General features: G+C 65.7%; 16 protein-coding genes and 2 rRNA genes. 15 read left to right on the top strand and 3 right to left on the bottom strand.

The features are described from left to right. The 11 genes from ACFVJ3_RS13190 to ACFVJ3_RS13140 all read left to right on the top strand — a co-directional run bounded on the left by ACFVJ3_RS13190 (position 1) and on the right by ACFVJ3_RS13140 (position 12,376). Positions 1 to 399, top strand: coding sequence for a hypothetical protein (locus tag ACFVJ3_RS13190; protein ID WP_378452454.1), 399 nt, complete (start codon positions 1 to 3; stop codon positions 397 to 399). A gap of 68 nt (positions 400 to 467) precedes the next feature. Continuing rightward, positions 468 to 1,523, top strand: coding sequence for an N-acetyl-gamma-glutamyl-phosphate reductase (argC, locus tag ACFVJ3_RS13185; protein WP_378452453.1), 1,056 nt, complete (start codon positions 468 to 470; stop codon positions 1,521 to 1,523). Continuing rightward, positions 1,520 to 2,764 carry a bifunctional glutamate N-acetyltransferase/amino-acid acetyltransferase ArgJ gene (gene argJ / locus ACFVJ3_RS13180; RefSeq protein ID WP_378452452.1) on the top strand — a complete coding sequence of 415 codons (1,245 nt, stop codon included), beginning with the start codon at positions 1,520 to 1,522 and terminating at the stop codon, positions 2,762 to 2,764. Before argC ends, argJ begins: the two co-directional genes overlap by 4 nt. After that, positions 2,761 to 3,687 (top strand): acetylglutamate kinase, encoded by a 927-nt coding sequence (gene argB, locus ACFVJ3_RS13175; protein ID WP_005247368.1) that lies wholly within the window; start codon positions 2,761 to 2,763, stop codon positions 3,685 to 3,687. The genes argJ and argB overlap by 4 nt, the downstream gene beginning before the upstream one ends. Next, complete coding sequence (locus ACFVJ3_RS13170) at positions 3,684 to 4,883, top strand: acetylornithine transaminase (protein WP_378452451.1); 1,200 nt, start codon at positions 3,684 to 3,686, stop codon at positions 4,881 to 4,883. Before argB ends, ACFVJ3_RS13170 begins: the two co-directional genes overlap by 4 nt. Continuing rightward, entirely contained in the window at positions 4,880 to 5,827 is a 948-nt protein-coding gene (gene argF / locus ACFVJ3_RS13165; protein WP_378452450.1) for an ornithine carbamoyltransferase, read from the top strand. Before ACFVJ3_RS13170 ends, argF begins: the two co-directional genes overlap by 4 nt. Continuing rightward, positions 5,824 to 6,360 carry an arginine repressor gene (locus tag ACFVJ3_RS13160; RefSeq protein WP_378452449.1) on the top strand — a complete coding sequence of 179 codons (537 nt, stop codon included), beginning with the start codon at positions 5,824 to 5,826 and terminating at the stop codon, positions 6,358 to 6,360. The genes argF and ACFVJ3_RS13160 overlap by 4 nt, the downstream gene beginning before the upstream one ends. 47 nt (positions 6,361 to 6,407) lie before the next feature. Continuing rightward, positions 6,408 to 7,607 (top strand): argininosuccinate synthase, encoded by a 1,200-nt coding sequence (locus ACFVJ3_RS13155; protein ID WP_378452448.1) that lies wholly within the window; start codon positions 6,408 to 6,410, stop codon positions 7,605 to 7,607. Positions 7,608 to 7,609: 2 nt separating this feature from the next. Continuing rightward, on the top strand, positions 7,610 to 9,028 hold the full coding sequence (gene argH, locus ACFVJ3_RS13150; protein ID WP_378452447.1) for an argininosuccinate lyase: 1,419 nt from the start codon (positions 7,610 to 7,612) through the stop codon (positions 9,026 to 9,028). A 106-nt stretch (positions 9,029 to 9,134) separates the two neighbouring features. Continuing rightward, on the top strand, positions 9,135 to 12,125 hold the full coding sequence (locus ACFVJ3_RS13145; RefSeq protein WP_378452446.1) for an acyl-CoA synthetase: 2,991 nt from the start codon (positions 9,135 to 9,137) through the stop codon (positions 12,123 to 12,125). A 38-nt stretch (positions 12,126 to 12,163) separates the two neighbouring features. Then, positions 12,164 to 12,376: a Trm112 family protein gene (locus ACFVJ3_RS13140; RefSeq protein ID WP_378452445.1), complete on the top strand. Its 213-nt coding sequence runs from the start codon at positions 12,164 to 12,166 to the stop codon at positions 12,374 to 12,376. On the opposite strand, the gene ACFVJ3_RS13135 is transcribed toward ACFVJ3_RS13140, so the two are convergent. The 3 genes from ACFVJ3_RS13135 to ACFVJ3_RS13125 are packed head-to-tail and all read right to left on the bottom strand — an operon-like array spanning position 12,377 to position 14,486. Continuing rightward, entirely contained in the window at positions 12,377 to 13,003 is a 627-nt protein-coding gene (locus tag ACFVJ3_RS13135) for a TetR family transcriptional regulator (protein WP_378452444.1), read from the bottom strand. Beyond that, positions 13,000 to 13,755, bottom strand: a complete 756-nt coding sequence (locus ACFVJ3_RS13130) for an ABC transporter permease (protein ID WP_378452443.1) — start codon at positions 13,753 to 13,755, stop codon at positions 13,000 to 13,002. Before ACFVJ3_RS13130 ends, ACFVJ3_RS13135 begins: the two co-directional genes overlap by 4 nt. Then, the gene (locus tag ACFVJ3_RS13125) at positions 13,755 to 14,486 is read right to left on the bottom strand and encodes an ABC transporter ATP-binding protein (RefSeq protein ID WP_378452442.1); all 732 of its coding nucleotides are present in this window, start codon (positions 14,484 to 14,486) and stop codon (positions 13,755 to 13,757) included. The genes ACFVJ3_RS13130 and ACFVJ3_RS13125 overlap by 1 nt, the downstream gene beginning before the upstream one ends. Positions 14,487 to 14,525: 39 nt before the next feature. Here ACFVJ3_RS13125 and ACFVJ3_RS13120 point away from each other — a divergent pair, with 39 nt between their 5' ends. From ACFVJ3_RS13120 to ACFVJ3_RS13105, 4 genes are all read left to right on the top strand, one after another. Then, positions 14,526 to 15,197 carry a DNA-3-methyladenine glycosylase gene (locus ACFVJ3_RS13120; RefSeq protein ID WP_378452441.1) on the top strand — a complete coding sequence of 224 codons (672 nt, stop codon included), beginning with the start codon at positions 14,526 to 14,528 and terminating at the stop codon, positions 15,195 to 15,197. Positions 15,198 to 15,205: 8 nt separating this feature from the next. Continuing rightward, positions 15,206 to 16,483, top strand: coding sequence for a tyrosine--tRNA ligase (gene tyrS, locus ACFVJ3_RS13115; protein WP_378452440.1), 1,278 nt, complete (start codon positions 15,206 to 15,208; stop codon positions 16,481 to 16,483). A 602-nt stretch (positions 16,484 to 17,085) separates the two neighbouring features. Beyond that, a 16S ribosomal RNA gene (locus ACFVJ3_RS13110) occupies positions 17,086 to 18,603 on the top strand. A 353-nt stretch (positions 18,604 to 18,956) separates the two neighbouring features. Next, positions 18,957 to 20,937: ribosomal RNA gene (locus ACFVJ3_RS13105) — 23S ribosomal RNA — on the top strand; the annotation flags it as partial.

Genomic DNA, 20,937 nt, shown 5'->3' with positions numbered 1-20,937 from the left:
ATGACCGAAGTGCGCGACGTCGTGGCGGCGGCGAGTCAGTTGACCGACGCCGAGTTCGTCGAGGTCGTGCGTGCGGTGGCCGCGGGTCGTCCGGGCCTCGGGGCGCTCCTCGCGGCGGTGGACGTCGGTGCGGCGATTCCGGCCGAGGATCCGGTGACCGCGGAGGTCGTGCCCCACATCGCGCCCGGTGTGCCCGAGCCGGACTACACGCCGGCTGGTGTCCCGACGTTCGACCGCGTGCGTGAGCGGATCGAGGGACGGTTCGGGACGGCGATGGGCTCCTCCGAACTCGCGCACGACAGCCCGTCGGGGCAGTCGCTGGACGAGGCGTGGGAGAAGCGGGAGAAGGCGGGAAAGGCCAAACTCGACGAGATTCGGCGGTCGCTCGGCAAGCAGTGACCACGGATTCCGTCCCGTCGAAAGACCGCGGTGTGTATTAGCTTGCATGATGATGCATAATCAATCGTATGACTGAGCACGCGGGAAAACCGATCAGGATTGCCGTCGCCGGCGCGAGCGGATACGCCGGCGGCGAGGTGCTGCGTCTGCTGCTGGGGCACCCGTCGTATGCGGACGGTTCGCTCGTCATCGGCGCGCTCACTGCCGGCGGCAACGCCGGATCGACTCTGGGCTCGCACCATCCGCACCTGCTTCCCCTCGCCGACCGAGTGCTCGAGGACACCACCGTCGAGACGCTCGGCGGACACGACGTGGTGTTTCTCGGCCTGCCGCACGGCAATTCGGCGCAATACGCGAAGGAACTGCCCGAGTCCACGGTCATCATCGACTGCGGCGCCGACTTCCGGTTGACGAACGCCGAGGACTGGGAGCGGTACTACAAGAGCCCGCACGCAGGTAGCTGGCCGTACGGACTTCCGGAACTCCCGGGTGCCCGCGAGAAACTCGTCGGCGCCACACGAATCGCCGTCCCCGGGTGCTTCCCGACGGTGTCGAGCCTGGCGATGGCTCCGGCGGTCGCGGCGGGTGTCGTCGAACCGCGGGTCACGATCGTCGCCGTCACCGGTGCCTCCGGCGCCGGACGCGCACCCAAGGCCGATCTGCTGGGCTCCGAGGTGATGGGTTCGGTTCGTGCCTATGGTGTCGGCGGCGTGCACCGCCACACCCCGGAGATCATCCAGAACCTCTCCGAACTCGCCGGTGAGCGCGTCACCGTGTCGTTCACCCCCGTGCTGGCGCCGATGCCGCGCGGCATCCTCGCCACGTGCACCGCGGTCACCACGGCGTCCGAGGACGAGGTGCGCGCGATCTACGAAAAGGCTTACGCGGACGAGCCGTTCGTGCACGTCCTGCCCCGGGGCGTGCTGCCGCAGACCGGTGCGGTCGTCGGATCGAACGCGGTCCAGATCGCGGTGACGGTCGACGCCGACGCCGGTCAGATCGTCGTGGTCGCGGTGATCGACAACCTTGCGAAGGGCACCGCCGGGGGAGCGGTGCAATCGATGAATCTTGCGCTTGGACTACCCGAGACCGCCGGTCTCTCGACAGTGGGAGTTGCCCCGTGAGCAGTGACAGCACGATCGATCCGCACCCGACCCGGGCGGTCGCCGGCGGCACTCTGGTGCGAACCCAGGGAGTGTCGGGGCCCGCGGGCTTCCGCGCGTCCGGGATCAAGGCGGGAATCAAGGCGAGCGGCAACGCCGACCTGGCTCTCGTCGTCAACGAGGGACCCGAGCTTGCAGCGGCCGGCGTCTTCACCGCGAACAAGGTGAAGGCTGCCCCCGTCCTGTGGTCGCAGCAGGTGCTCACCACGGGCAGGCTGCGCGCCGTCGTGCTCAATTCCGGTGGGGCGAACGCGTGCACGGGTGCAGGCGGGTTCCAGGACGCGCACAAGACGGCCGAGGAAGTGGCGTCCGCGCTGAGCAACTGGGGAACAGAGACCGGCGCCGTCGAGGTCGCGGTGTGTTCCACCGGTCTGATCGGCGACCGCCTGCCCATGGACAAGGTCCTGGCCGGGGTCACGGAGGCGGTGCACGAACTCGCCGGGGGAATTTCGGGTGGCACCGACGCCGCGTACGCGATCATGACCACCGACACGGTGCCGAAGCAGTCCGCCCTGCACCATGCGGACAAGTGGAACGTGGGCGGAATGGCGAAAGGCGCAGGCATGCTGGCCCCCGCGCTGGCGACGATGCTGTGCGTGGTGACGACCGACGCCGTCGCGACCGCCGCGCAACTCGACGCCGCGCTGCGGGCGGCCACCCGGGTGACGTTCGATCGGCTGGACGTCGACGGTGCCACGTCGACCAACGACACGGTGCTGCTGCTCGCGTCCGGTGCGAGCAACGTGACACCGACCCAAGAAGAACTGAATGCGGCCGTGACGGCCGTCTGCGACGATCTGGCCGATCAGATGATGGCCGACGCGGAGGGCGTCACCAAGCGGGTGCGGGTCACGGTCAGCGGCGCGGTCAGCGAGGACGACGCCCTGATCGGTGCCCGGACGGTCGCGCGGGACAGCCTCGTCAAGACGGCGCTGTTCGGCTCTGACCCCAACTGGGGCCGGGTGCTCGCCGCGATCGGCATCGCGCCGATCGAACTGGACCCCGACAAGATCTCGGTGTCGTTCAACGGCGCCCCCGTCTGCATCGACGGTGTCGGCGCACCGGGTGCGCGGGACGTGGACCTGAGCGACATCGACATCTCCCTCGACATCGACCTCGGTCTGGGCGAGCACGCGGTGAGCATCCGGACCACCGACCTGTCGCACGCGTATGTCGAAGAGAACTCGGCGTATTCGTCATGACAGCGACCAGTGAGGCACTCAGCGGCATCACCGATCACCAGAAGGCGCACGTCCTGGCGGAGGCTCTGCCGTGGCTGCAGCAGTTCCGCGACAAGGTCGTCGTCGTGAAGTACGGCGGCAACGCCATGGTCGACGACGCGCTGAAGACGGCGTTCGCCGCCGACATGGCGTTCCTGCGGACGGTGGGAATTCAGCCGGTCGTCGTGCACGGCGGCGGCCCCCAGATCAATGCCATGCTCGGAAAGCTCGGCATGACAGGTGAATTCAAGGGCGGCTTCCGCGTCACCACCCCCGAGGTGATGGACGTCGTCCGGATGGTGCTGTTCGGTCAGGTCGGCCGCGAACTGGTCGGACTGATCAACGCGCACGGACCGTACGCCGTCGGCATCTCCGGCGAGGACGCGCACCTGTTCACCGCCACCAAGCGCACCGTGATGGTCGAGGGCAGGCCGACCGACATCGGTCTCGTCGGCGACGTCACGACCGTGAACCCGGAGGCCGTCCTGGATCTGATCCGTGCGGGCCGAATTCCCGTGGTGTCCACCATCGCCCCCGACTCGGACGGTGTGGTGCACAACATCAACGCGGACACCGCCGCCGCCGCGCTCGCCGAGGCCATCGGCGCCGAGAAGCTTGTGGTACTCACGGATGTCGAAGGGCTGTACACCAACTGGCCGGACCGCGATTCGCTGGCCACCGAGATCGACGTGGACGCGCTCGCGCAACTGCTGCCCAGCCTCGACGCGGGGATGGTGCCCAAGATGGAGGCCTGCCTGCGCGCGGTCCGCGGTGGTGTGCCCACCGCGCACGTCATCGACGGCCGTGTCGCGCATTCCGTTCTGCTCGAACTGTTCACCGGCGAGGGCATCGGCACGATGGTCACGCCCGGCCCGACTTCACCTACCGAGGGAGTTGCCTCATGACCGGAACCCCGGAACTCCAGCAGCGCTGGTCCGGCGCTCTGATGAACACGTACGGCGTCCCCCGGGTGGCACTTGCGCGCGGTCAGGGGGCGGTGCTGACCGACGCCGACGGCAAGGAGTACGTCGACTTCCTCGCCGGCATCGCCGTCAACATCCTCGGGCACGCACACCCGGCGATCATCGAGGCGGTCACGACGCAGTTGTCGACCCTCGGGCACGTGTCGAATTTCTACGCCAGCGAGCCGGCGATCGAACTGGCCGAGAAGCTGCTTTCCCATCTGGGTGCGCCCGGCCGTGTCTTCCTGTGCAATTCCGGCACGGAGGCCAACGAGGCGGCGTTCAAGCTCGCGCGGGCCACGGGACGATCGAAGATCATCGCCGCGGAGAACTCCTTCCACGGCCGCACGATGGGTGCTCTCGCGCTCACCGGCCAGGCCGCCAAGCGGGCTCCGTTCGAGCCGATGCCCCCGGGTGTCGAGCACGTGCCCTACGGCGATCTCGACGCACTCGATCGCGCCGTCGACGCCGACACCGCGGCCGTGTTCCTGGAGCCGATGATGGGCGAGGGCGGAGTCGTCGTTCCGCCGGAGGGGTACCTCGTGGGCGCACGGCAGATCACCGCCGATCGCGGCGCCCTGCTCGTGCTCGACGAAGTGCAGACCGGGATCGGCCGCACGGGCTGGTTCTACGCACACCAGGCGGTCGGGATCGTGCCCGACGTCATGACTCTCGCGAAGGGTCTCGGTGGCGGGATGCCGATCGGCGCGTGCATCGCGACCGGCGCGGCCGCGGACCTGTTCGGGCCGGGCAAGCACGGCACGACGTTCGGCGGGAACCCCGTCTGCGCGTCGGCGGCGCTCGCCGTGCTGCGGACGATCGCCGAGGACGACCTCATCTCCCGCGCCGACACGCTCGGGAAGTCGCTCTCGGCCGGCATCGAAGGTCTCGGACATCCGTTGATCGACCACGTCCGCGGCGCCGGCCTGCTGCTCGGCATCGTCCTGACCCAGGACGTGGCCCCCGCCGTGGAGAACTCCGCGCGCGAGGCCGGATACCTGATCAATGCCGCGCAACCGGGCGTCGTCCGGCTGGCTCCGCCCCTGGTCCTCACGGACGACCAGGCCGAAGGTTTCGTCGCGGCGCTGCCCGCGATTCTCGACAACGCGCAATCGGCCGATCAGCCGGGAAAGCAGTGACGACCGTGGTGAAACACTTTCTCCGGGACGACGACCTCACCCCTGCACAGCAGGCCGAGGTCCTCGAGCTCGCCGCCAGGCTGAAGAAGGCCCCCTTCGCAGAGCGTCCGCTGGAGGGTCCCCGAGGGGTCGGCGTGATCTTCGAGAAGAATTCGACGCGCACCCGGTTCTCGTTCGAGATGGGCATCGCCCAGCTCGGCGGTCACGCGATCGTCGTCGACGGGCGCAGCACCCAGCTCGGCCGCGAGGAGACGTTGCAGGACACGGGCCGCGTCCTGTCGCGGTACGTCGACGCCGTGGTGTGGCGCACGTTCGGGCAGAAGCGGCTCGAGGCGATGGCGTCCGGCGCCGACGTCCCGATCGTCAACGCGCTGTCCGACGAGTTCCACCCGTGCCAGGTCCTGGCCGATCTGCAGACCCTCGCGGAGCGGAAGGGTTCGCTGAAGGGGCTGAAGCTCACCTACCTCGGCGACGGCGCCAACAACATGGCGCACTCGCTGATGCTGGGCGGCGTGACCGCAGGCGTCGATGTGACCATCGCCGGCCCCGAAGGGTTCGCACCCCTGCCGTGGGTGGTCGAGGCAGCCCGCGCGCGGGCCGCCGAGACCGGCGCGACCATCACCCTCACCGATGACCCGCAGACGGCGGTCGTCGGCGCGGACGCACTCGTCACCGATACCTGGACGTCGATGGGCCAGGAGAACGACGGGCTCGACCGGGTCGGTCCGTTCCGCCCCTTCCAGATCAACGAGGCGCTGCTCGCGAAGGCCGACGCCGACGCGGTGGTCCTGCACTGCCTGCCTGCCCACCGCGGGGAGGAGATCACCGACGAGGTACTCGACGGACCGCAGAGCGTCGTCTGGGACGAGGCGGAGAATCGGCTGCACGCGCAGAAGGCACTGCTCGTGTGGCTGCTGGCGCAGCGAACCGGGGACCGTCCGTGAGTGCGGCACCTCCGCAGCGTGCAGGTGCGGCTCAGCCGCAGCGTGCATCCAACGCGGCGACGGCACCGACACGGGCGGGACGGCAGGCGCGCATCGTCGCGATCCTGTCGAACAACCCGGTCCGCAGCCAGACCGAACTCGCGGCGCTGCTCGCGGCCGAGGGCATCGACGCCACCCAGGCCACGCTGTCGCGAGACCTCGAAGAACTGGGTGCCGTGAAGCTTCGCGCCGCAGACGGCGGCGCCGGGGTCTACGTGGTGCCCGAGGACGGAAATCCCGTCCGCGGCGTCTCCGGGGGAACCGACCGGCTGTCGCGGTTGCTGGGGGAGTTACTGGTATCGACCGATGCCAGTGGCAACATGGCGGTGCTGCGAACTCCCCCGGGGGCAGCGCACTATCTGGCGAGTGCACTCGATCGGGCATCATTACCTGACGTCGTGGGAACCATCGCGGGGGATGACACCATTCTCGTGGTGGCACGGGAGCCGCTGAGCGGGGCGGAACTCGCGGCCAAGATCGAATCCCTCGCCTGACAACTGAATCATCTCTACAGATCTTCAACCTAAGGAGCACAAGGACCATGGCCGATCGCGTCGTACTCGCCTACTCGGGCGGGCTGGACACCTCAGTCGCCATCAGCTGGATCGGCAAGGAGACCGGCAAGGAAGTTGTTGCTGTCGCCATCGATCTCGGCCAGGGCGGCGAGGACATGGAGGTCGTGCGTCAGCGTGCACTCGACTGCGGTGCGGTCGAGTCGGTCGTGGTGGATGCGCGCGACGAGTTCGCCGACGAATACTGCCTGCCGACCATCCAGGCCAACGCCCTCTACATGGACCGCTACCCGCTCGTGTCGGCCATCAGCCGCCCGCTGATCGTCAAGCACCTCGTCGAGGCCGCGCGTGCCTACGGCGGCACCACGGTCGCGCACGGCTGCACCGGCAAGGGCAACGACCAGGTCCGGTTCGAGGTCGGCTTCGGATCGCTCGCTCCCGACCTCGACGTGATCGCACCGGTGCGCGACTACGCGTGGACCCGTGAGAAGGCGATCGCGTTCGCCGAGGAGAACGCGATCCCGATCAACGTCTCCAAGAAGTCGCCGTTCTCGATCGACCAGAACGTGTGGGGCCGCGCCGTCGAGACCGGGTTCCTCGAGGACCTGTGGAACGCGCCGACCAAGGACGTCTACGACTACACGCAGGATCCGACCGTCAACTGGCAGGCCCCGGACGAGCTGATCGTCAGCTTCGAGGCGGGCCGCCCCGTCGCGATCGACGGCAAGCCGGTCAGCGTCCTCGAAGCGATCCAGGAGCTCAACCGCCGCGCCGGTGCTCAGGGCGTCGGCCGCCTCGACGTCGTCGAGGACCGTCTCGTGGGCATCAAGAGCCGTGAGATCTACGAGGCTCCCGGAGCCATGGTCCTCATCAACGCCCACCAGGAACTCGAGCACGTCACGCAGGAACGCGAGCTCGGTCGTTACAAGCGTCAGACCGAGCAGCGCTGGAGCGAGCTGGTGTACGACGGCCTCTGGTTCTCGCCGCTCAAGGTCGCGCTGGACACGTTCATCGAGAAGACGCAGGAACGCGTCTCCGGCGACATCCGGCTGGTGCTGCACGGTGGTGCGATCATCGTCAACGGCCGCCGCAGCAACGAGTCCCTGTACGACTTCAACCTGGCCACCTACGACGAGGGCGACACGTTCGACCAGTCCTACGCCAAGGGCTTCGTGCAGATCCACGGACTGTCCTCGAAGGTCGCGGCGAAGCGCGATCTGGGCCTCTAGGTATGAGTGCTCACGGCACCAACGAAGGAGCCCTGTGGGGCGGCCGGTTCGAGTCCGGACCCGCCGCCGCCATGGCCGCGCTGAGCAAGTCCACCCACTTCGACTGGGTGCTGGCCCCGTACGACGTGCGTGCGTCCCAGGCACATGCCCGGGTGCTGCACAAGGCCGGCCTGCTCGGTGACGAAGACCTGGCGGCGATGCTCGACGGTCTCGGCAGGCTCGCGGCCGACGTCGCGAGCGGCGAGTTCGTCCCGAGCGAATCCGACGAGGACGTGCATGGGGCACTCGAGCGCGGCCTGATCGATCGGGTCGGTCCCGAGGTCGGGGGACGCCTGCGCGCCGGGCGTTCGCGCAACGACCAGGTGGCGACGCTGTTCCGGATGTGGCTGCGGGACGCCGTGCGTCGCGTGGCCGCGGGTGTGCTCGACGTCGTCGACGCACTCGCGACGCAGGCCGCCGCGCACCCCGCCGCGGTGATGCCGGGCAAGACCCACCTGCAGGCCGCGCAGCCGGTGTTGCTCGCGCACCATCTGCTGGCGCACACGCACCCGCTGCTTCGTGACGTTCGGCGGCTGCAGGACTTCGACGTGCGGGCGGCCGTGTCGCCGTACGGTTCCGGAGCGCTGGCCGGTTCGTCACTCGGACTCGATCCCGAGGCGATCGCCGCGGAACTCGCCTTCGATTCGTCGGCCGAGAACTCGATCGACGCCACGTCGTCGCGGGACTTCGCGGCCGAGGCGGCGTTCGTGCTCGCGATGATCGGCGTCGACCTGTCGCGGATGGCCGAGGAGGTCATCCTCTGGAGCACTCCGGAATTCGGCTACATCACACTCGCCGACGCCTGGTCGACCGGTTCGTCGATCATGCCGCAGAAGAAGAACCCGGACGTGTCCGAGCTCACCCGCGGCAAGTCCGGTCGGCTGATCGGCAACCTGACCGGTCTGCTGGCCACCCTGAAGGCGCAGCCGCTCGCGTACAACCGGGATCTGCAGGAGGACAAGGAGCCGGTCTTCGATTCGGTGGCGCAGCTCGAAATGCTGCTCCCGGCGATCACCGGACTGGTCTCCACTCTCGAATTCCACACGGACCGAATGGCGGAACTGGCACCGGCGGGATTCACGCTTGCCACCGACATCGCCGAGTGGCTCGTTCGTCAGGGTGTCCCGTTCCGGGTCGCGCACGAGGCGGCGGGGGCGTGCGTCCGCGCTGCCGAGGCGCGGGGCGTCGGACTCGAGGATCTCACCGACGAAGAACTCGCCGGGGTCGACCCGGCGCTCACTCCGGACGTGCGGGAGGTGCTCACCGTCGAGGGCTCGATCGCCTCGCGTAACGCCCGCGGCGGTACGGCCGGTATCCGTGTGGCCGAACAGCTGGGCGGGGTCCGTGAGCTGTCCGAGTCGCTGCGTGAGTGGTGTCGATGACGCCGGCGTCGGACGCCCCGGATTAGGGGCAGTGTGACGCGTCGAGCGCAGTAGGGTGAGGGCGGGCGGCAGTGAGACGTGCGTCACAGTTCGAGAGTCTGGGAGAGTGTTCGTGGGACTGAATACCGAAACGGTGATGGGCCCGATCCGTCGCGTGGTGGCGACGGCGCAGAACGGGTTGGAGGTAGTTCGCCTCGGCGGGCTCGAGACGGACCTCACCACATCGCCGTTCGAGGTGGTCGAACGCGCACCGATGTATCGGCTCCGCAGGTATTTCCCCGACACGGCCCCTGCCGACGCCCGGCCCCCGATCGTTCTGGTCCCGCCGATGATGATGTCGGCCGACGTCTACGACGTGACCCGGGATCAGGGCGCAGTCGGCATCCTGCACTCGATGGGAATCGACCCCTGGGTGGTCGACTTCGGATCGCCGGATTCCGAAGAGGGCGGGTGGGATCGGACTCTCGCCGACCACATCGTCGCGATCAGCGAGATCATCGACCAGGTGCGGGCGCACACCGGTCGTGACGTCTATCTGTCCGGATACTCGCAGGGCGGCATGTTCGCCTACCAGGCTGCGGCGTACCGCCGCAGTCGCAACATCGCGGGACTCGTGACGTTCGGCAGTCCGGTCGACACACTCGCCGGGCTGCCGTTCGGTATCCCCGCGGGGTTCGCCGCCGACGCTGCCGGCTTCCTCGCCGACCACGTCTTCAATCGGCTCGCGGTGTCGGGGTGGATGGCGCGCACCGGTTTTCAGCTCCTCGATCCCGTCAAGACGCTGAAGTCGAGGCTCGACTTCCTGCGTCAGTTGCACGACCGGGAAGCGCTGTTGCCGCGGGAGCAGCAGCGACGGTTCCTCGCGACCGAGGGTTGGGTGGCGTGGTCCGGTCCGGCCGTCGCGGAGTTGCTCAAGCAGTTCATCGTGCACAACCGCATGATGACCGGCGGGTTCGTGATCAAGGACCAGGTGGTGTCGCTCGCGGAGTTGACCTGCCCGATCCTCGCGTTCGTCGGGGAGGTCGACGACATCGGCCAGCCGTTGGCCGTCCGCGGCATCCGCCGGGCCGCCCCGCGGGCGAATGTGTACGAATCGACGTTGCGGGCAGGACATTTCGGCCTCGTTGTCGGTTCGGCCGCGGCGACCCACACGTGGCCCACCACCGGGAAGTGGGTGCTGTGGAACGAGGGGCTCGGGGCGCGGCCCACCAATATCGAGCTCATGCGCTACGACGAACATTTCGGCAGCGAATCCGGAGTCTCCATCAGCGACCGCATCATTCACACCGTGGCGTCGGTCGCCGAGGTCGGTGTCGGTGTCGGCAAGGGGATCAGCGATTTCGCTTCGGGGGCGCTGCGGGGAACGGTGGAACTGTCCGGCGAGGCCACGCGGGCGCTGCCGCGGCTGGCCCGGCTCGGTCAGATCCAGCCTCACACCCAGATCTCGCTCAGCCGGTTGCTGGCCGAACAGGGCCGGAAGGCGCCGGGCGGCGAGTGCTTCCTCTTCGACAATCGCGTCCACACGTACGAGGCGGTCAATCAGCGGATCGACAACGTGGTTCGCGGCCTGATCCAGGCCGGTGTCCGTCCCGCCGCTCACGTCGGCGTCGTGATGCAGACGCGCCCGAGTGCGCTCGCCGCCATCGCGGCGCTGTCCCGTCTCGGTGCGGTGGCTGTCTTGCTGCCCCCGGGCCGGGAGGTCCACACCGCGATCCGCATCGACGGTGTCGAGCGCATCGTCACCGACCCGGAGAATCTCGACGCGGCGATCGCGACCGGCACGCAGGTCCTGGTCCTGGGCGGCGGCGACCAGCGCGAGCTCGACGTGGATCCGTCGGCGAACGTCGTGGATCTCGAGAAGATCGACCCCGCCGCTGTGACGCTTCCGGGCTGGTACCGGCCCGATCCCGGTCTGGCCCGCGAACTGGCATTCATCATCTGCAGTGAGTCCAACGGCCACTGGGAGACCAAGCAGATCACCAACTACCGGTGGGCGCTGTCGGCGTTCGGAACGGCCTCGGCCGCCGATCTCGACCGCGGCGACACCGTGTATTGCCTTGCCCCCCTGCATCATTCGTCGAGTCTGCTCGCCGCGATCGGTGGTGCCGTGGCAGGTGGATCCCGGATCGCGATCTCTCGCGGACTCGATCCTGAACGTTTCGCCGAGGAAGTCCACCGCTACGGGGTGACCGTGGTCAGCTACACGTGGACGATGATGCGCGAGATCCTCGACGCCGAGAACCTCGCACTCGACGGCAGTCACCCCGTCCGGCTCTTCATCGGATCCGGAATGCCGCAGGGGTTGTGGCGTCGCACGACGGAGCGGTTCGCACCGGCGAAGGTCCTCGAGTTCTACGCGTCCACCGAGGGCGACGTCGTTCTCGCGAACGTCGCCGGCGCGAAGGTCGGGGCGAAGGGGCGCCCGCTCCCGGGAAGCGCGGAGGTCCGGCTCGCGGCCTACGACCCGATCGCCGGCCGGCTGCTGGAGGACGAGCAGGGGTTCATCCGGGAATGCCAGGACGACGAGGTCGGTCTGCTCCTCGGCAGGGCGGGCGTGCACGCCGAGATATCCGGCGGCGCGATGCGGGGGATCTTCGCTGCGGGCGACGCCTGGATTCCGACGGAGAACCTCTTCCGCCGCGACGCGGACGGGGACTACTGGCTGGTCGACCACCGGAAGACCGTGATCGCGACTCCGCGAGGGGCCGTATACACCCAGCCGATCGTCGACGCGCTCGCGTCCGTCGATCGCGTCGATCTCGCGGTTGCCTACGGGGTGGAGGTCGGCGGCCGGACACTGGCCGTTGCCGCGTTCACCCTCCGCGACGGGCGGGTGCCGAGGCTGGCGGAGATCGCCGACGCCTTCGAGGTGCTTCCTCCCGCGCTGCGACCCGACATCATCCATGTGGTGGGCGACATTCCGCTGGGGTCCTCGTACCGTCCGAATGCCGAGGCGCTGAGCGCCGCCGGACTGCCCAAGCCGGGAACCCGTGTGTGGTACGTCGATCCGGGATCGCAGCAGTACAAGCGACTGACCAAGGCGGTGGCCGCGGAGTTTCAGAACGGCTCGGCCGGTGTGCCTGCCGGTGCGCGGTAACCTGACACTGCTCACCCGAACGGTTGGAGAGGACTTCCGTGGTTATTGATCCGACGTTGCTCGGCATTCTCGCGTGCCCACAGGACAAGGGTCCTCTGTTGTTGGTCGGCGACGAACTGCTCTACAACCCTCGCCTGCGGCGGGCGTATCCCATCGAGAACGGGATTCCCGTCCTCCTCATCGACGAGGCCCGGGACGTCGGCGCGGACGAGCACGAGACGCTGCTCGCCCGGGTCGCCGGCGAGGCCTGATCACACCGGCAGGGCGCCGGTGAGGTAGCGCTGCAACGTCGGTCCGACGATCGCGACCAGGTCGTCGACGGGCAGCGACGCGAGCGGCTCGAATTCGAGGATGTACCGCGTCACCAGAACCCCGGCCATTTGCGATGCCACCAGCTGCATGCGCAGCATCCCGGTTCCGGGCGGTTCGTCGACCCGCGGTCCGAGGTCGCGGAGCACGACCTCCAGCAGGAACGTACGAATCAGGTTGGGTTCGTTTCCCGCCATCGCGGACCGGAACGCCGCGACCACGGCGGGCTTGTGCGGCGACTCCCAGACGGAGAAGACGGCCCGGGCGAGGTGACTGCCGACCTCGCCCGTCGGGATGTCGAGCACCGGAGCGATTACCTGCGTCGGATCCACGGGAATGTCCACCGAGGCGAGGAACAGTTCCCGCTTGGTTCCGAAGTAGTGGTGGATCAGGGCGGAGTCGACGCCCGCCCCGGTTGCCACGGAGCGGACACTGGTCTTGTCGAAGCCGTTCTGTGCAAACAGTTTCCGTGCAGTCGCCAGGATTCGTGACCGTGTGTCCGGGTTGCCCGGGCGTCGTCCCGTGCGCAGACCGGGAGTGGCGTCTGCGCGTGTCGCGGGACCGGTCATGGTGTGCGACGCCTCAGGGTCGCGGCCCCCAGCGACAGGGCGAGAAGCGCGAAGGCGGCGACCACAGCAAGATCTCTCCACATGACGCCCGTCGCTCCGGGATGGGTGGCGACCTGCTGCAGCGCGTCGACCGCGTAGCTCAGCGGGAGGACGTTGCTGATCCACTCGAGCCACGTGGGGAGCTGATCTCGCGGAACGAGCAGCCCGCACAGAAAGAGCTGGGGAACCACGACCACCGGCATGAACTGCACCGCCTGGAACTCGGTCCGCGCGAAGGCGCTGCACAGTAGGCCGAGGGCGACACCGAGTATCGCGTTCAGCACGGCGATCAGCAGCACCCACGTCACGCTGCCCTCGGTGGTGAGGCCGAGGAATCCGAACGAGACGACGCAGGCCAGCGCCGCCTGAGCGGCGGCGGCCGTGGAGAACGCCGCCGCGTAGCCGCCGAGCAGGTCGAGTTTGCCCATCGGGGTCGCGAGAAGGCGTTCGAGTGTTCCCGACGTCCGTTCGCGTTGCATCGCGATCGACGTGACGAGGAACATCACGACGAACGGAAGGATGCCGAGCATCGTGATCGCGACGCGCTCGAACAGCGACAGCTGACCGGGTGGCGCCGGAACGTTCTGATACAGGAAGTACAGCAACACCATCAGCAGGCTGGGTACCACCAGAATCATGGCGACGGTGCGGTGATCCGTTCGCAGTTGCGCGAGGATCCGGCCCGCAGTGGCCGCGAAGATCGTGACGTTCATCAGTTCTCGCTCCCGACATGTGATGCGCGAATGAGGTTCAGGAAGGCGTCTTCGAGGCTCGTCTCACCGGTCTGCTCCCGGAGTTCGCTGGGGGAGACCTGCGCGAGAACGTAGCCGTCGCGCATGAGGAGCAGTGAAGCGCAATGTTCGGCCTCGTCCATGACGTGGCTCGACACGAGCAGGGTGGTACCGGCGTCGGCGAGAGCTTCGAACCGTTCCCACAGTTCGACGCGCAGGAGTGGGTCCAGGCCGACGGTCGGCTCGTCGAGGACGAGGATTTCGGGGCGTGCCACCAAGGCGCAGGCGAGGCTGACCCGTCCGAGCTGTCCTCCCGACAGATCCGCCGCCTTCTGGGTCTCGAAGCGTGTCAGCCCCACCGCGTCGATGGCTTCGGTCACCGCGCTCGACGGCTGACCGTAGAGCGCGGCGAAGTAGGCGACGTTCTTCTTGACCGTGAGGTCGGCATACACGCTGGGGGACTGGGTGACGTACCCGACGCGGCTCCGCAACGAGACCGAGCCCGCGGGGGAGCCCAGCACCGTGACCGTCCCCGATTCCACGATCTGAGTGCCGACCACGCACCGCATCAGCGTGGTCTTTCCGCAGCCGGAGGGTCCGAGGAGGCCGGTGATGGATCCGCTCGGCACCTGGACGTCGATGCCGTGCAGTACTTCGTTCTTGCCTCTTCGCACATGCAGATCTCGGATGTCGATCGCCGGGCTGCCGGTCATGGCGGGCCTCAATTCATCACGGGGTGAATTCATTGCTTGATGAATTATGCGACCGTTGAGGTGGCGACGTCAACGGTTGTGGAGAATCGGGACGTGACCATCGATCGACTTGACCGGGCGGAACCCGTCGACGCCGCGCGAATCGTCCTCGGATCCACGCTGATCGTCGGTGACGTCCGCATCCGCGTCGTCGAAGTGGAGGCGTACGGCGGGGAGAAGGACGGCCCGTGGCCCGACCCGGCATCGCATTCGTACCGGGGGAGGACGCCGCGCAACGAGGTGATGTTCGGTCCGGCCGGGCACCTGTACGTCTACCGCAGTTACGGGATGCACTTCTGCATGAACGTGTCTTACGGGCCTGTCGGGACCGCGGGCGGGGTGCTTCTCCGGGCGGGCGAAGTGCTCGACGGTTGCGCGACGGTTCAGGCGCGCCGCCCCCGCGTCACGCGACCTGCGGAGTGGGCGCGCGGTCCCGGCAACCTGGGGTCCGCGACCGGCGTGACCCTCGCGGAGAACGGTGCGGCCCTGTTCGAGGCCGATTCGCCGGTTCGACTGGAGATCGCGGAGTCGGACGGCTGGGTGAGTGGCCCCCGGGTCGGCGTCAGCACGGCCGCCGACCGGCCGTGGCGCTTCTGGATTCCGGAGTCGCCGTCCGTGTCCGTATACCGGAGAAGCCCGCGTGCGATGCCCGCCGACGAGCAGATGGGATGATCGGACCCGTGACTGAGAACATCATCGATGAACTGACCTGGCGCGGGCTCATCGCCCAATCAACCGATCTGGACGCGTTGCGCCGTGATCTCGACGCCGGACCGGTCACGCTCTATGCCGGTTTCGATCCGACCGGACCGAGTTTGCACGCCGGCCACCTCGTGCCCCTGCTCGCGCTGAAGCGATTCCAGCGCGCGGGCAACCGCCCCATCGTGTTGGCCGGCGGAGCGACCGGTCTGATCGGCGATCCTCGCGACGTCGGTGAGCGGACGATGAACTCCGCCGACACCGTGGCGGAATGGGCAGATCGGATCCGGGGTCAGCTCGAACGCTTCGTCGACTTCGACGACTCGCCGAGCGGCGCGATCATCGAGAACAACATGACCTGGACCGGCAAGCTGTCGGCCATCGACTTCCTGCGCGACGTGGGCAAGCACTTCTCCGTCAACGTGATGCTCGCGCGAGACACCGTGAAGCGGCGCCTCGAATCCGACGGCATGTCCTACACCGAATTCAGCTACATGCTGCTCCAGGCCAACGACTACCTGCACCTGCGTCGCAGTCACGGCTGCTCGTTGCAGGTCGGCGGATCCGACCAGTGGGGCAACATCATCGCCGGCGTCGAGCTGAACCGACGCATCGACGCCGAGTCGGTCCACGGTCTGACCGTCCCGCTCGTCACGTCGGCGGACGGCAAGAAGTTCGGGAAGTCGACCGGAGGCGGGAGCCTGTGGCTCGACCCGGAGATGACGAGCCCCTACGCGTGGTACCAGTACTTCGTGAACACCGGCGACGCCGACGTGATCAAGTACCTGCGGTGGTTCACCTTCCTCACGGCCGAGGAGTTGGCGGAACTGGAGACGGCGACGGCCGAGCGGCCGCATGCGCGCGAGGCGCAGCGCAGGCTTGCGGCCGAGATGACGACGCTCGTGCACGGCGAAGCCAACACTCGCGCCGTGGAGCTCGCGAGTCAGGCACTGTTCGGTCGCGCGGAACTGCAGGACCTCGACGAGCCGACGCTCGGTGCCGCCCTTCGGGAGGCGTCCGTCGCGGAACTCGCGCCGGGGGAGCCCGCCGGCATCGTCGACCTTCTGGTTCTCAGCGGATTGTGCGAGAGCAAGGGTGCGGCCCGCCGTACCGTGAAGGAAGGCGGGGCTTCGGTGAACAATCAGAAGATCGCGAGTGAGGACTGGACGCCCGCACCGACCGATCTGCTGCACGGAACGTGGCTCGTGGTTCGCCGTGGAAAGCGCAACTTCGCCGGCATCAAGGTGCGGTCGAATTAGCGTGCGGCGGGTCACACCGGCGTAATTCGGCGAATTCCGGTCCGGTGGCCCGCGCGCAGCGCGGGCCACCAGCGGATTTTACATAGCGGATGCCTGTGACCTGGGGATTTGACGCTCCGTTTCCCGTCGCGTAACTTATTCCAGGTCAGAGCGACACGGACACCAACCCCGACCGAGAGGCCGGGGACACGAGGTCGGACGCAGGCGCCTGAACTTCCCGAGAATACCGAACTTGGTTCGATGCTTTCGAGATGTGCTGATCGCCCCGGTTTGCGCCGGGACGCGGCAGGAGATAAGTTGGAACGGTTGCCCCGGAGCGGCTGGCGAGTGTGTCAGTGGTGATGGTGTGTGCGTGTTCTTTGAGAACTCAACAGTGTGTCGATGAATGTCAGTGCCAAATGTTTTTGGTACTCCGCATCACGGATGATCAACTGGGCCTTGTGGTGTGGTTGTGAGTGGTGGTGTGGGTATTTGCTGGCTCTTTTCCTTCTTCCGTCGGAGGGGGGTCAGTGTTTGATTAGCTAGTTTGAGTTTTTGATCGCTAGTGATTTGACTCGATGTCTATGACTGATTAGCGGGTTCGCCCGTGAAATCTAGAGTCTTCAACGGAGAGTTTGATCCTGGCTCAGGACGAACGCTGGCGGCGTGCTTAACACATGCAAGTCGAGCGGTAAGGCCCTTCGGGGTACACGAGCGGCGAACGGGTGAGTAACACGTGGGTGATCTGCCCTGCACTTCGGGATAAGCCTGGGAAACTGGGTCTAATACCGGATATGACCTTCGGCTGCATGGCTGAGGGTGGAAAGGTTTACTGGTGCAGGATGGGCCCGCGGCCTATCAGCTTGTTGGTGGGGTAATGGCCTACCAAGGCGACGACGGGTAGCCGACCTGAGAGGGTGACCGGCCACACTGGGACTGAGACACGGCCCAGACTCCTACGGGAGGCAGCAGTGGGGAATATTGCACAATGGGCGAAAGCCTGATGCAGCGACGCCGCGTGAGGGATGACGGCCTTCGGGTTGTAAACCTCTTTCAGCAGGGACGAAGCGAAAGTGACGGTACCTGCAGAAGAAGCACCGGCTAACTACGTGCCAGCAGCCGCGGTAATACGTAGGGTGCAAGCGTTGTCCGGAATTACTGGGCGTAAAGAGTTCGTAGGCGGTTTGTCGCGTCGTTTGTGAAAACTCACAGCTCAACTGTGAGCCTGCAGGCGATACGGGCAGACTTGAGTACTGCAGGGGAGACTGGAATTCCTGGTGTAGCGGTGAAATGCGCAGATATCAGGAGGAACACCGGTGGCGAAGGCGGGTCTCTGGGCAGTAACTGACGCTGAGGAACGAAAGCGTGGGTAGCAAACAGGATTAGATACCCTGGTAGTCCACGCCGTAAACGGTGGGCGCTAGGTGTGGGTTCCTTCCACGGGATCTGTGCCGTAGCTAACGCATTAAGCGCCCCGCCTGGGGAGTACGGCCGCAAGGCTAAAACTCAAAGGAATTGACGGGGGCCCGCACAAGCGGCGGAGCATGTGGATTAATTCGATGCAACGCGAAGAACCTTACCTGGGTTTGACATATACCGGAAAGCCGTAGAGATACGGCCCCCCTTGTGGTCGGTATACAGGTGGTGCATGGCTGTCGTCAGCTCGTGTCGTGAGATGTTGGGTTAAGTCCCGCAACGAGCGCAACCCTTGTCTTATGTTGCCAGCACGTAATGGTGGGGACTCGTAAGAGACTGCCGGGGTCAACTCGGAGGAAGGTGGGGACGACGTCAAGTCATCATGCCCCTTATGTCCAGGGCTTCACACATGCTACAATGGCCAGTACAGAGGGCTGCGAGACCGTGAGGTGGAGCGAATCCCTTAAAGCTGGTCTCAGTTCGGATCGGGGTCTGCAACTCGACCCCGTGAAGTCGGAGTCGCTAGTAATCGCAGATCAGCAACGCTGCGGTGAATACGTTCCCGGGCCTTGTACACACCGCCCGTCACGTCATGAAAGTCGGTAACACCCGAAGCCGGTGGCCTAACCCCTTGTGGGAGGGAGCCGTCGAAGGTGGGATCGGCGATTGGGACGAAGTCGTAACAAGGTAGCCGTACCGGAAGGTGCGGCTGGATCACCTCCTTTCTAAGGAGCATTCTCCAGACGTGTACCACTGAACAGTCAGTGGATGATGTTCTGGCAGAGACCGTTTAGTCCTCATCAGTAGGGCTGCGGGCGCTCATGGGTGGAACACTGACAAACATTCTTTTCGCCTGCTGCCGGCCCGAGTGCCGGTGGGAGAAGAGTTATATCGACATACTGTTGGGTCCTGAGAGAACACGCGAGTGTTTCCTCTACAGGAAAGTGACGACAAACAAGCACTGCAGTCAAACCGCAGGAGGGTGTGCCCGTGAGGGTGTGCTTTTCTGGTCTGGTGTCTGCGCGGGTGGTTGGTTGTGTGTTGTTTGAGAACTGCACAGTGGACGCGAGCATCTTTGTTGTAAGTAATGAAGAGCGTACGGTGGATGCCTTGGCACCAGGAGCCGATGAAGGACGTAGGAGGCTGCGATAAGCCTCGGGGAGCTGTCAACCGAGCTGAGATCCGAGGATGTCCGAATGGGGAAACCCAGCACGAGTGATGTCGTGTTACCCGCACCTGAATATATAGGGTGTGTGGAGGGAACGTGGGGAAGTGAAACATCTCAGTACCCACAGGAAGAGAAAACAATAGTGATTCCGTGAGTAGTGGCGAGCGAAAGCGGAAGAGGCTAAACCATGGATGTGTGATAGCCGGCAGGTGTTGCATTCGTGGGGTTGTGGGGTTCATCTTGTCAATGCTGCCGTGTTGGCCGACAGTAAGAAATCATTGTGTTAGTGGAAGTGGTCTGGAACGGCCTGTCGTAGAGGGTGAGAGTCCCGTACACGAAAACATGATGACTGTCGTGATGGAAACCCAAGTAGCACCGGGCCCGTGAAATCTGGTGTGAATCTGTCGGGACCACCCGATAAGCCTGAATACTCCCTGGTGACCGATAGCGGACTAGTACCGTGAGGGAAAGGTGAAAAGTACCCCGGGAGGGGAGTGAAATAGTACCTGAAACCGTGCGCTTACAATCCGTCAAAGCCTTTGCACACTTCGGTGTGGGGGGTGATGGCGTGCCTTTTGAAGAATGAGCCTGCGAGTTAGTGGCATGTCGCGAGGTTAACCCGTGTGGGGTAGCCGTAGCGAAAGCGAGTCCGAATAGGGCGTCCGTAGTGGCATGTTCTAGACCCGAAGCGGAGTGATCTACCCATGGCCAGGTTGAAGCGACGGTAAGACGTCGTGGAGGACCGAACCCACTTAGGTTGAAAACTGAGGGGATGAGTTGTGGGTAGGGGTGAAAGGCCAATCAAACTCCGTGATAGCTGGTTCTCCCCGAAATGCATTTAGGTGCAGCGTCGCGTGTTTCTCACCGGAGGTAGAGCTACTGGATGGTCTAGGGGGCCCACAAGCTTACCGAAATCAGCCAAACTCCGAATGCCGGTGAGTGAGAGCGCGGCAGTGAGACTGCGGGCGATAAGGTTCGTAGTCGAGAGGGAAACAGCCCAGATCGCCAGCTAAGGTCCCTAAGCGTGTACTAAGTGGAAAAGGATGTGGGGTCGCGAAGACAACCAGGAGGTTGGCTTAGAAGCAGCCACCCTTGAAAGAGTGCGTAATAGCTCACTGGTCAAGTGATCCTGCGCCGACAATGTAGCGGGGCTCAAGTACACCACCGAAGCTGCGGCATTCACACAATGCACCCCCTTGATTCTGCGGAGTCTTGGGCAGTGGTGTGGATGGGTAGGGGAGCGTCGTGTGGCCATGGAAGCGGCGGGGTGACCCAGCCGTGGAGGCCACACGAGTGAGAATGCAGGCATGAGTAGCGAAAGACGAGTGAGAAACTCGTCCGCCGAATGACCAAGGGTTCCTGGGCCAGGTTAATCCGCCCAGGGTGAGTCGGGACCTAAGACGAGGCCGACAGGCGTAGCCGATGGACAACGGGTTGATATTCCCGTACCCGTGTGAACGCGCCCCTGGTGAATCAGTGATACTAACCATCCTGAAGCGTCCTTACGCCCCTTCGGGGGCCCTGGATGTGGATGCATGGGACCTGATCTGGTAGTAGCCAAGCGATGGGGTGACGCAGGAAGGTAGCTGAGCCAGTCAGTGGTAATACTGGTGTAAGCCTGTAGGGCGAATGGTAGGCAAATCCGCCATTCACACAGCCTGAGAGGTGACGCATAGCCGAATGAGGCGAATTCAGTGATCCTATGCTGCCGAGAAAAGCCTCTAGCGAGCTTTCACACGGCCCGTACCCCAAACCGACACAGGTGGTCAGGTAGAGAATACTAAGGCGATCGAGATAACTATGGTTAAGGAACTCGGCAAAATGCCCCCGTAACTTCGGGAGAAGGGGGGCCTCGTCCGGTGATCACTCTTGCAGTGTGAGCTGGGTGGGG

Origin of the sequence: Rhodococcus sp. NPDC127593 (assembly GCF_042671975.1) — a bacterium.
In the GTDB taxonomy this organism is placed as follows: domain Bacteria; phylum Actinomycetota; class Actinomycetes; order Mycobacteriales; family Mycobacteriaceae; genus Rhodococcus_F.
The sequence above is the reverse complement of the archived record's forward strand: the minus strand, read 5'-3'. Positions and strand labels throughout refer to the sequence as shown.

What these genes read in the sequence shown, in the direction of transcription:
- ACFVJ3_RS13190 (WP_378452454.1), top strand. Translation starts at nt 1, where the DNA reads ATGACCGAAGTGCGCGACGTCGTGGCGGCGGCGAGTCAGTTGACCGAC.
- argC (WP_378452453.1), top strand. Translation starts at nt 468, where the DNA reads ATGACTGAGCACGCGGGAAAACCGATCAGGATTGCCGTCGCCGGCGCG.
- argB (WP_005247368.1), top strand. Translation starts at nt 2,761, where the DNA reads ATGACAGCGACCAGTGAGGCACTCAGCGGCATCACCGATCACCAGAAG.
- ACFVJ3_RS13170 (WP_378452451.1), top strand. Translation starts at nt 3,684, where the DNA reads ATGACCGGAACCCCGGAACTCCAGCAGCGCTGGTCCGGCGCTCTGATG.
- ACFVJ3_RS13155 (WP_378452448.1), top strand. Translation starts at nt 6,408, where the DNA reads ATGGCCGATCGCGTCGTACTCGCCTACTCGGGCGGGCTGGACACCTCA.
- argH (WP_378452447.1), top strand. Translation starts at nt 7,610, where the DNA reads ATGAGTGCTCACGGCACCAACGAAGGAGCCCTGTGGGGCGGCCGGTTC.
- ACFVJ3_RS13135 (WP_378452444.1), bottom strand. Translation starts at nt 13,003, where the DNA reads ATGACCGGTCCCGCGACACGCGCAGACGCCACTCCCGGTCTGCGCACG.
- ACFVJ3_RS13130 (WP_378452443.1), bottom strand. Translation starts at nt 13,755, where the DNA reads ATGAACGTCACGATCTTCGCGGCCACTGCGGGCCGGATCCTCGCGCAA.
- ACFVJ3_RS13125 (WP_378452442.1), bottom strand. Translation starts at nt 14,486, where the DNA reads ATGACCGGCAGCCCGGCGATCGACATCCGAGATCTGCATGTGCGAAGA.
- ACFVJ3_RS13120 (WP_378452441.1), top strand. Translation starts at nt 14,526, where the DNA reads ATGAATTATGCGACCGTTGAGGTGGCGACGTCAACGGTTGTGGAGAAT.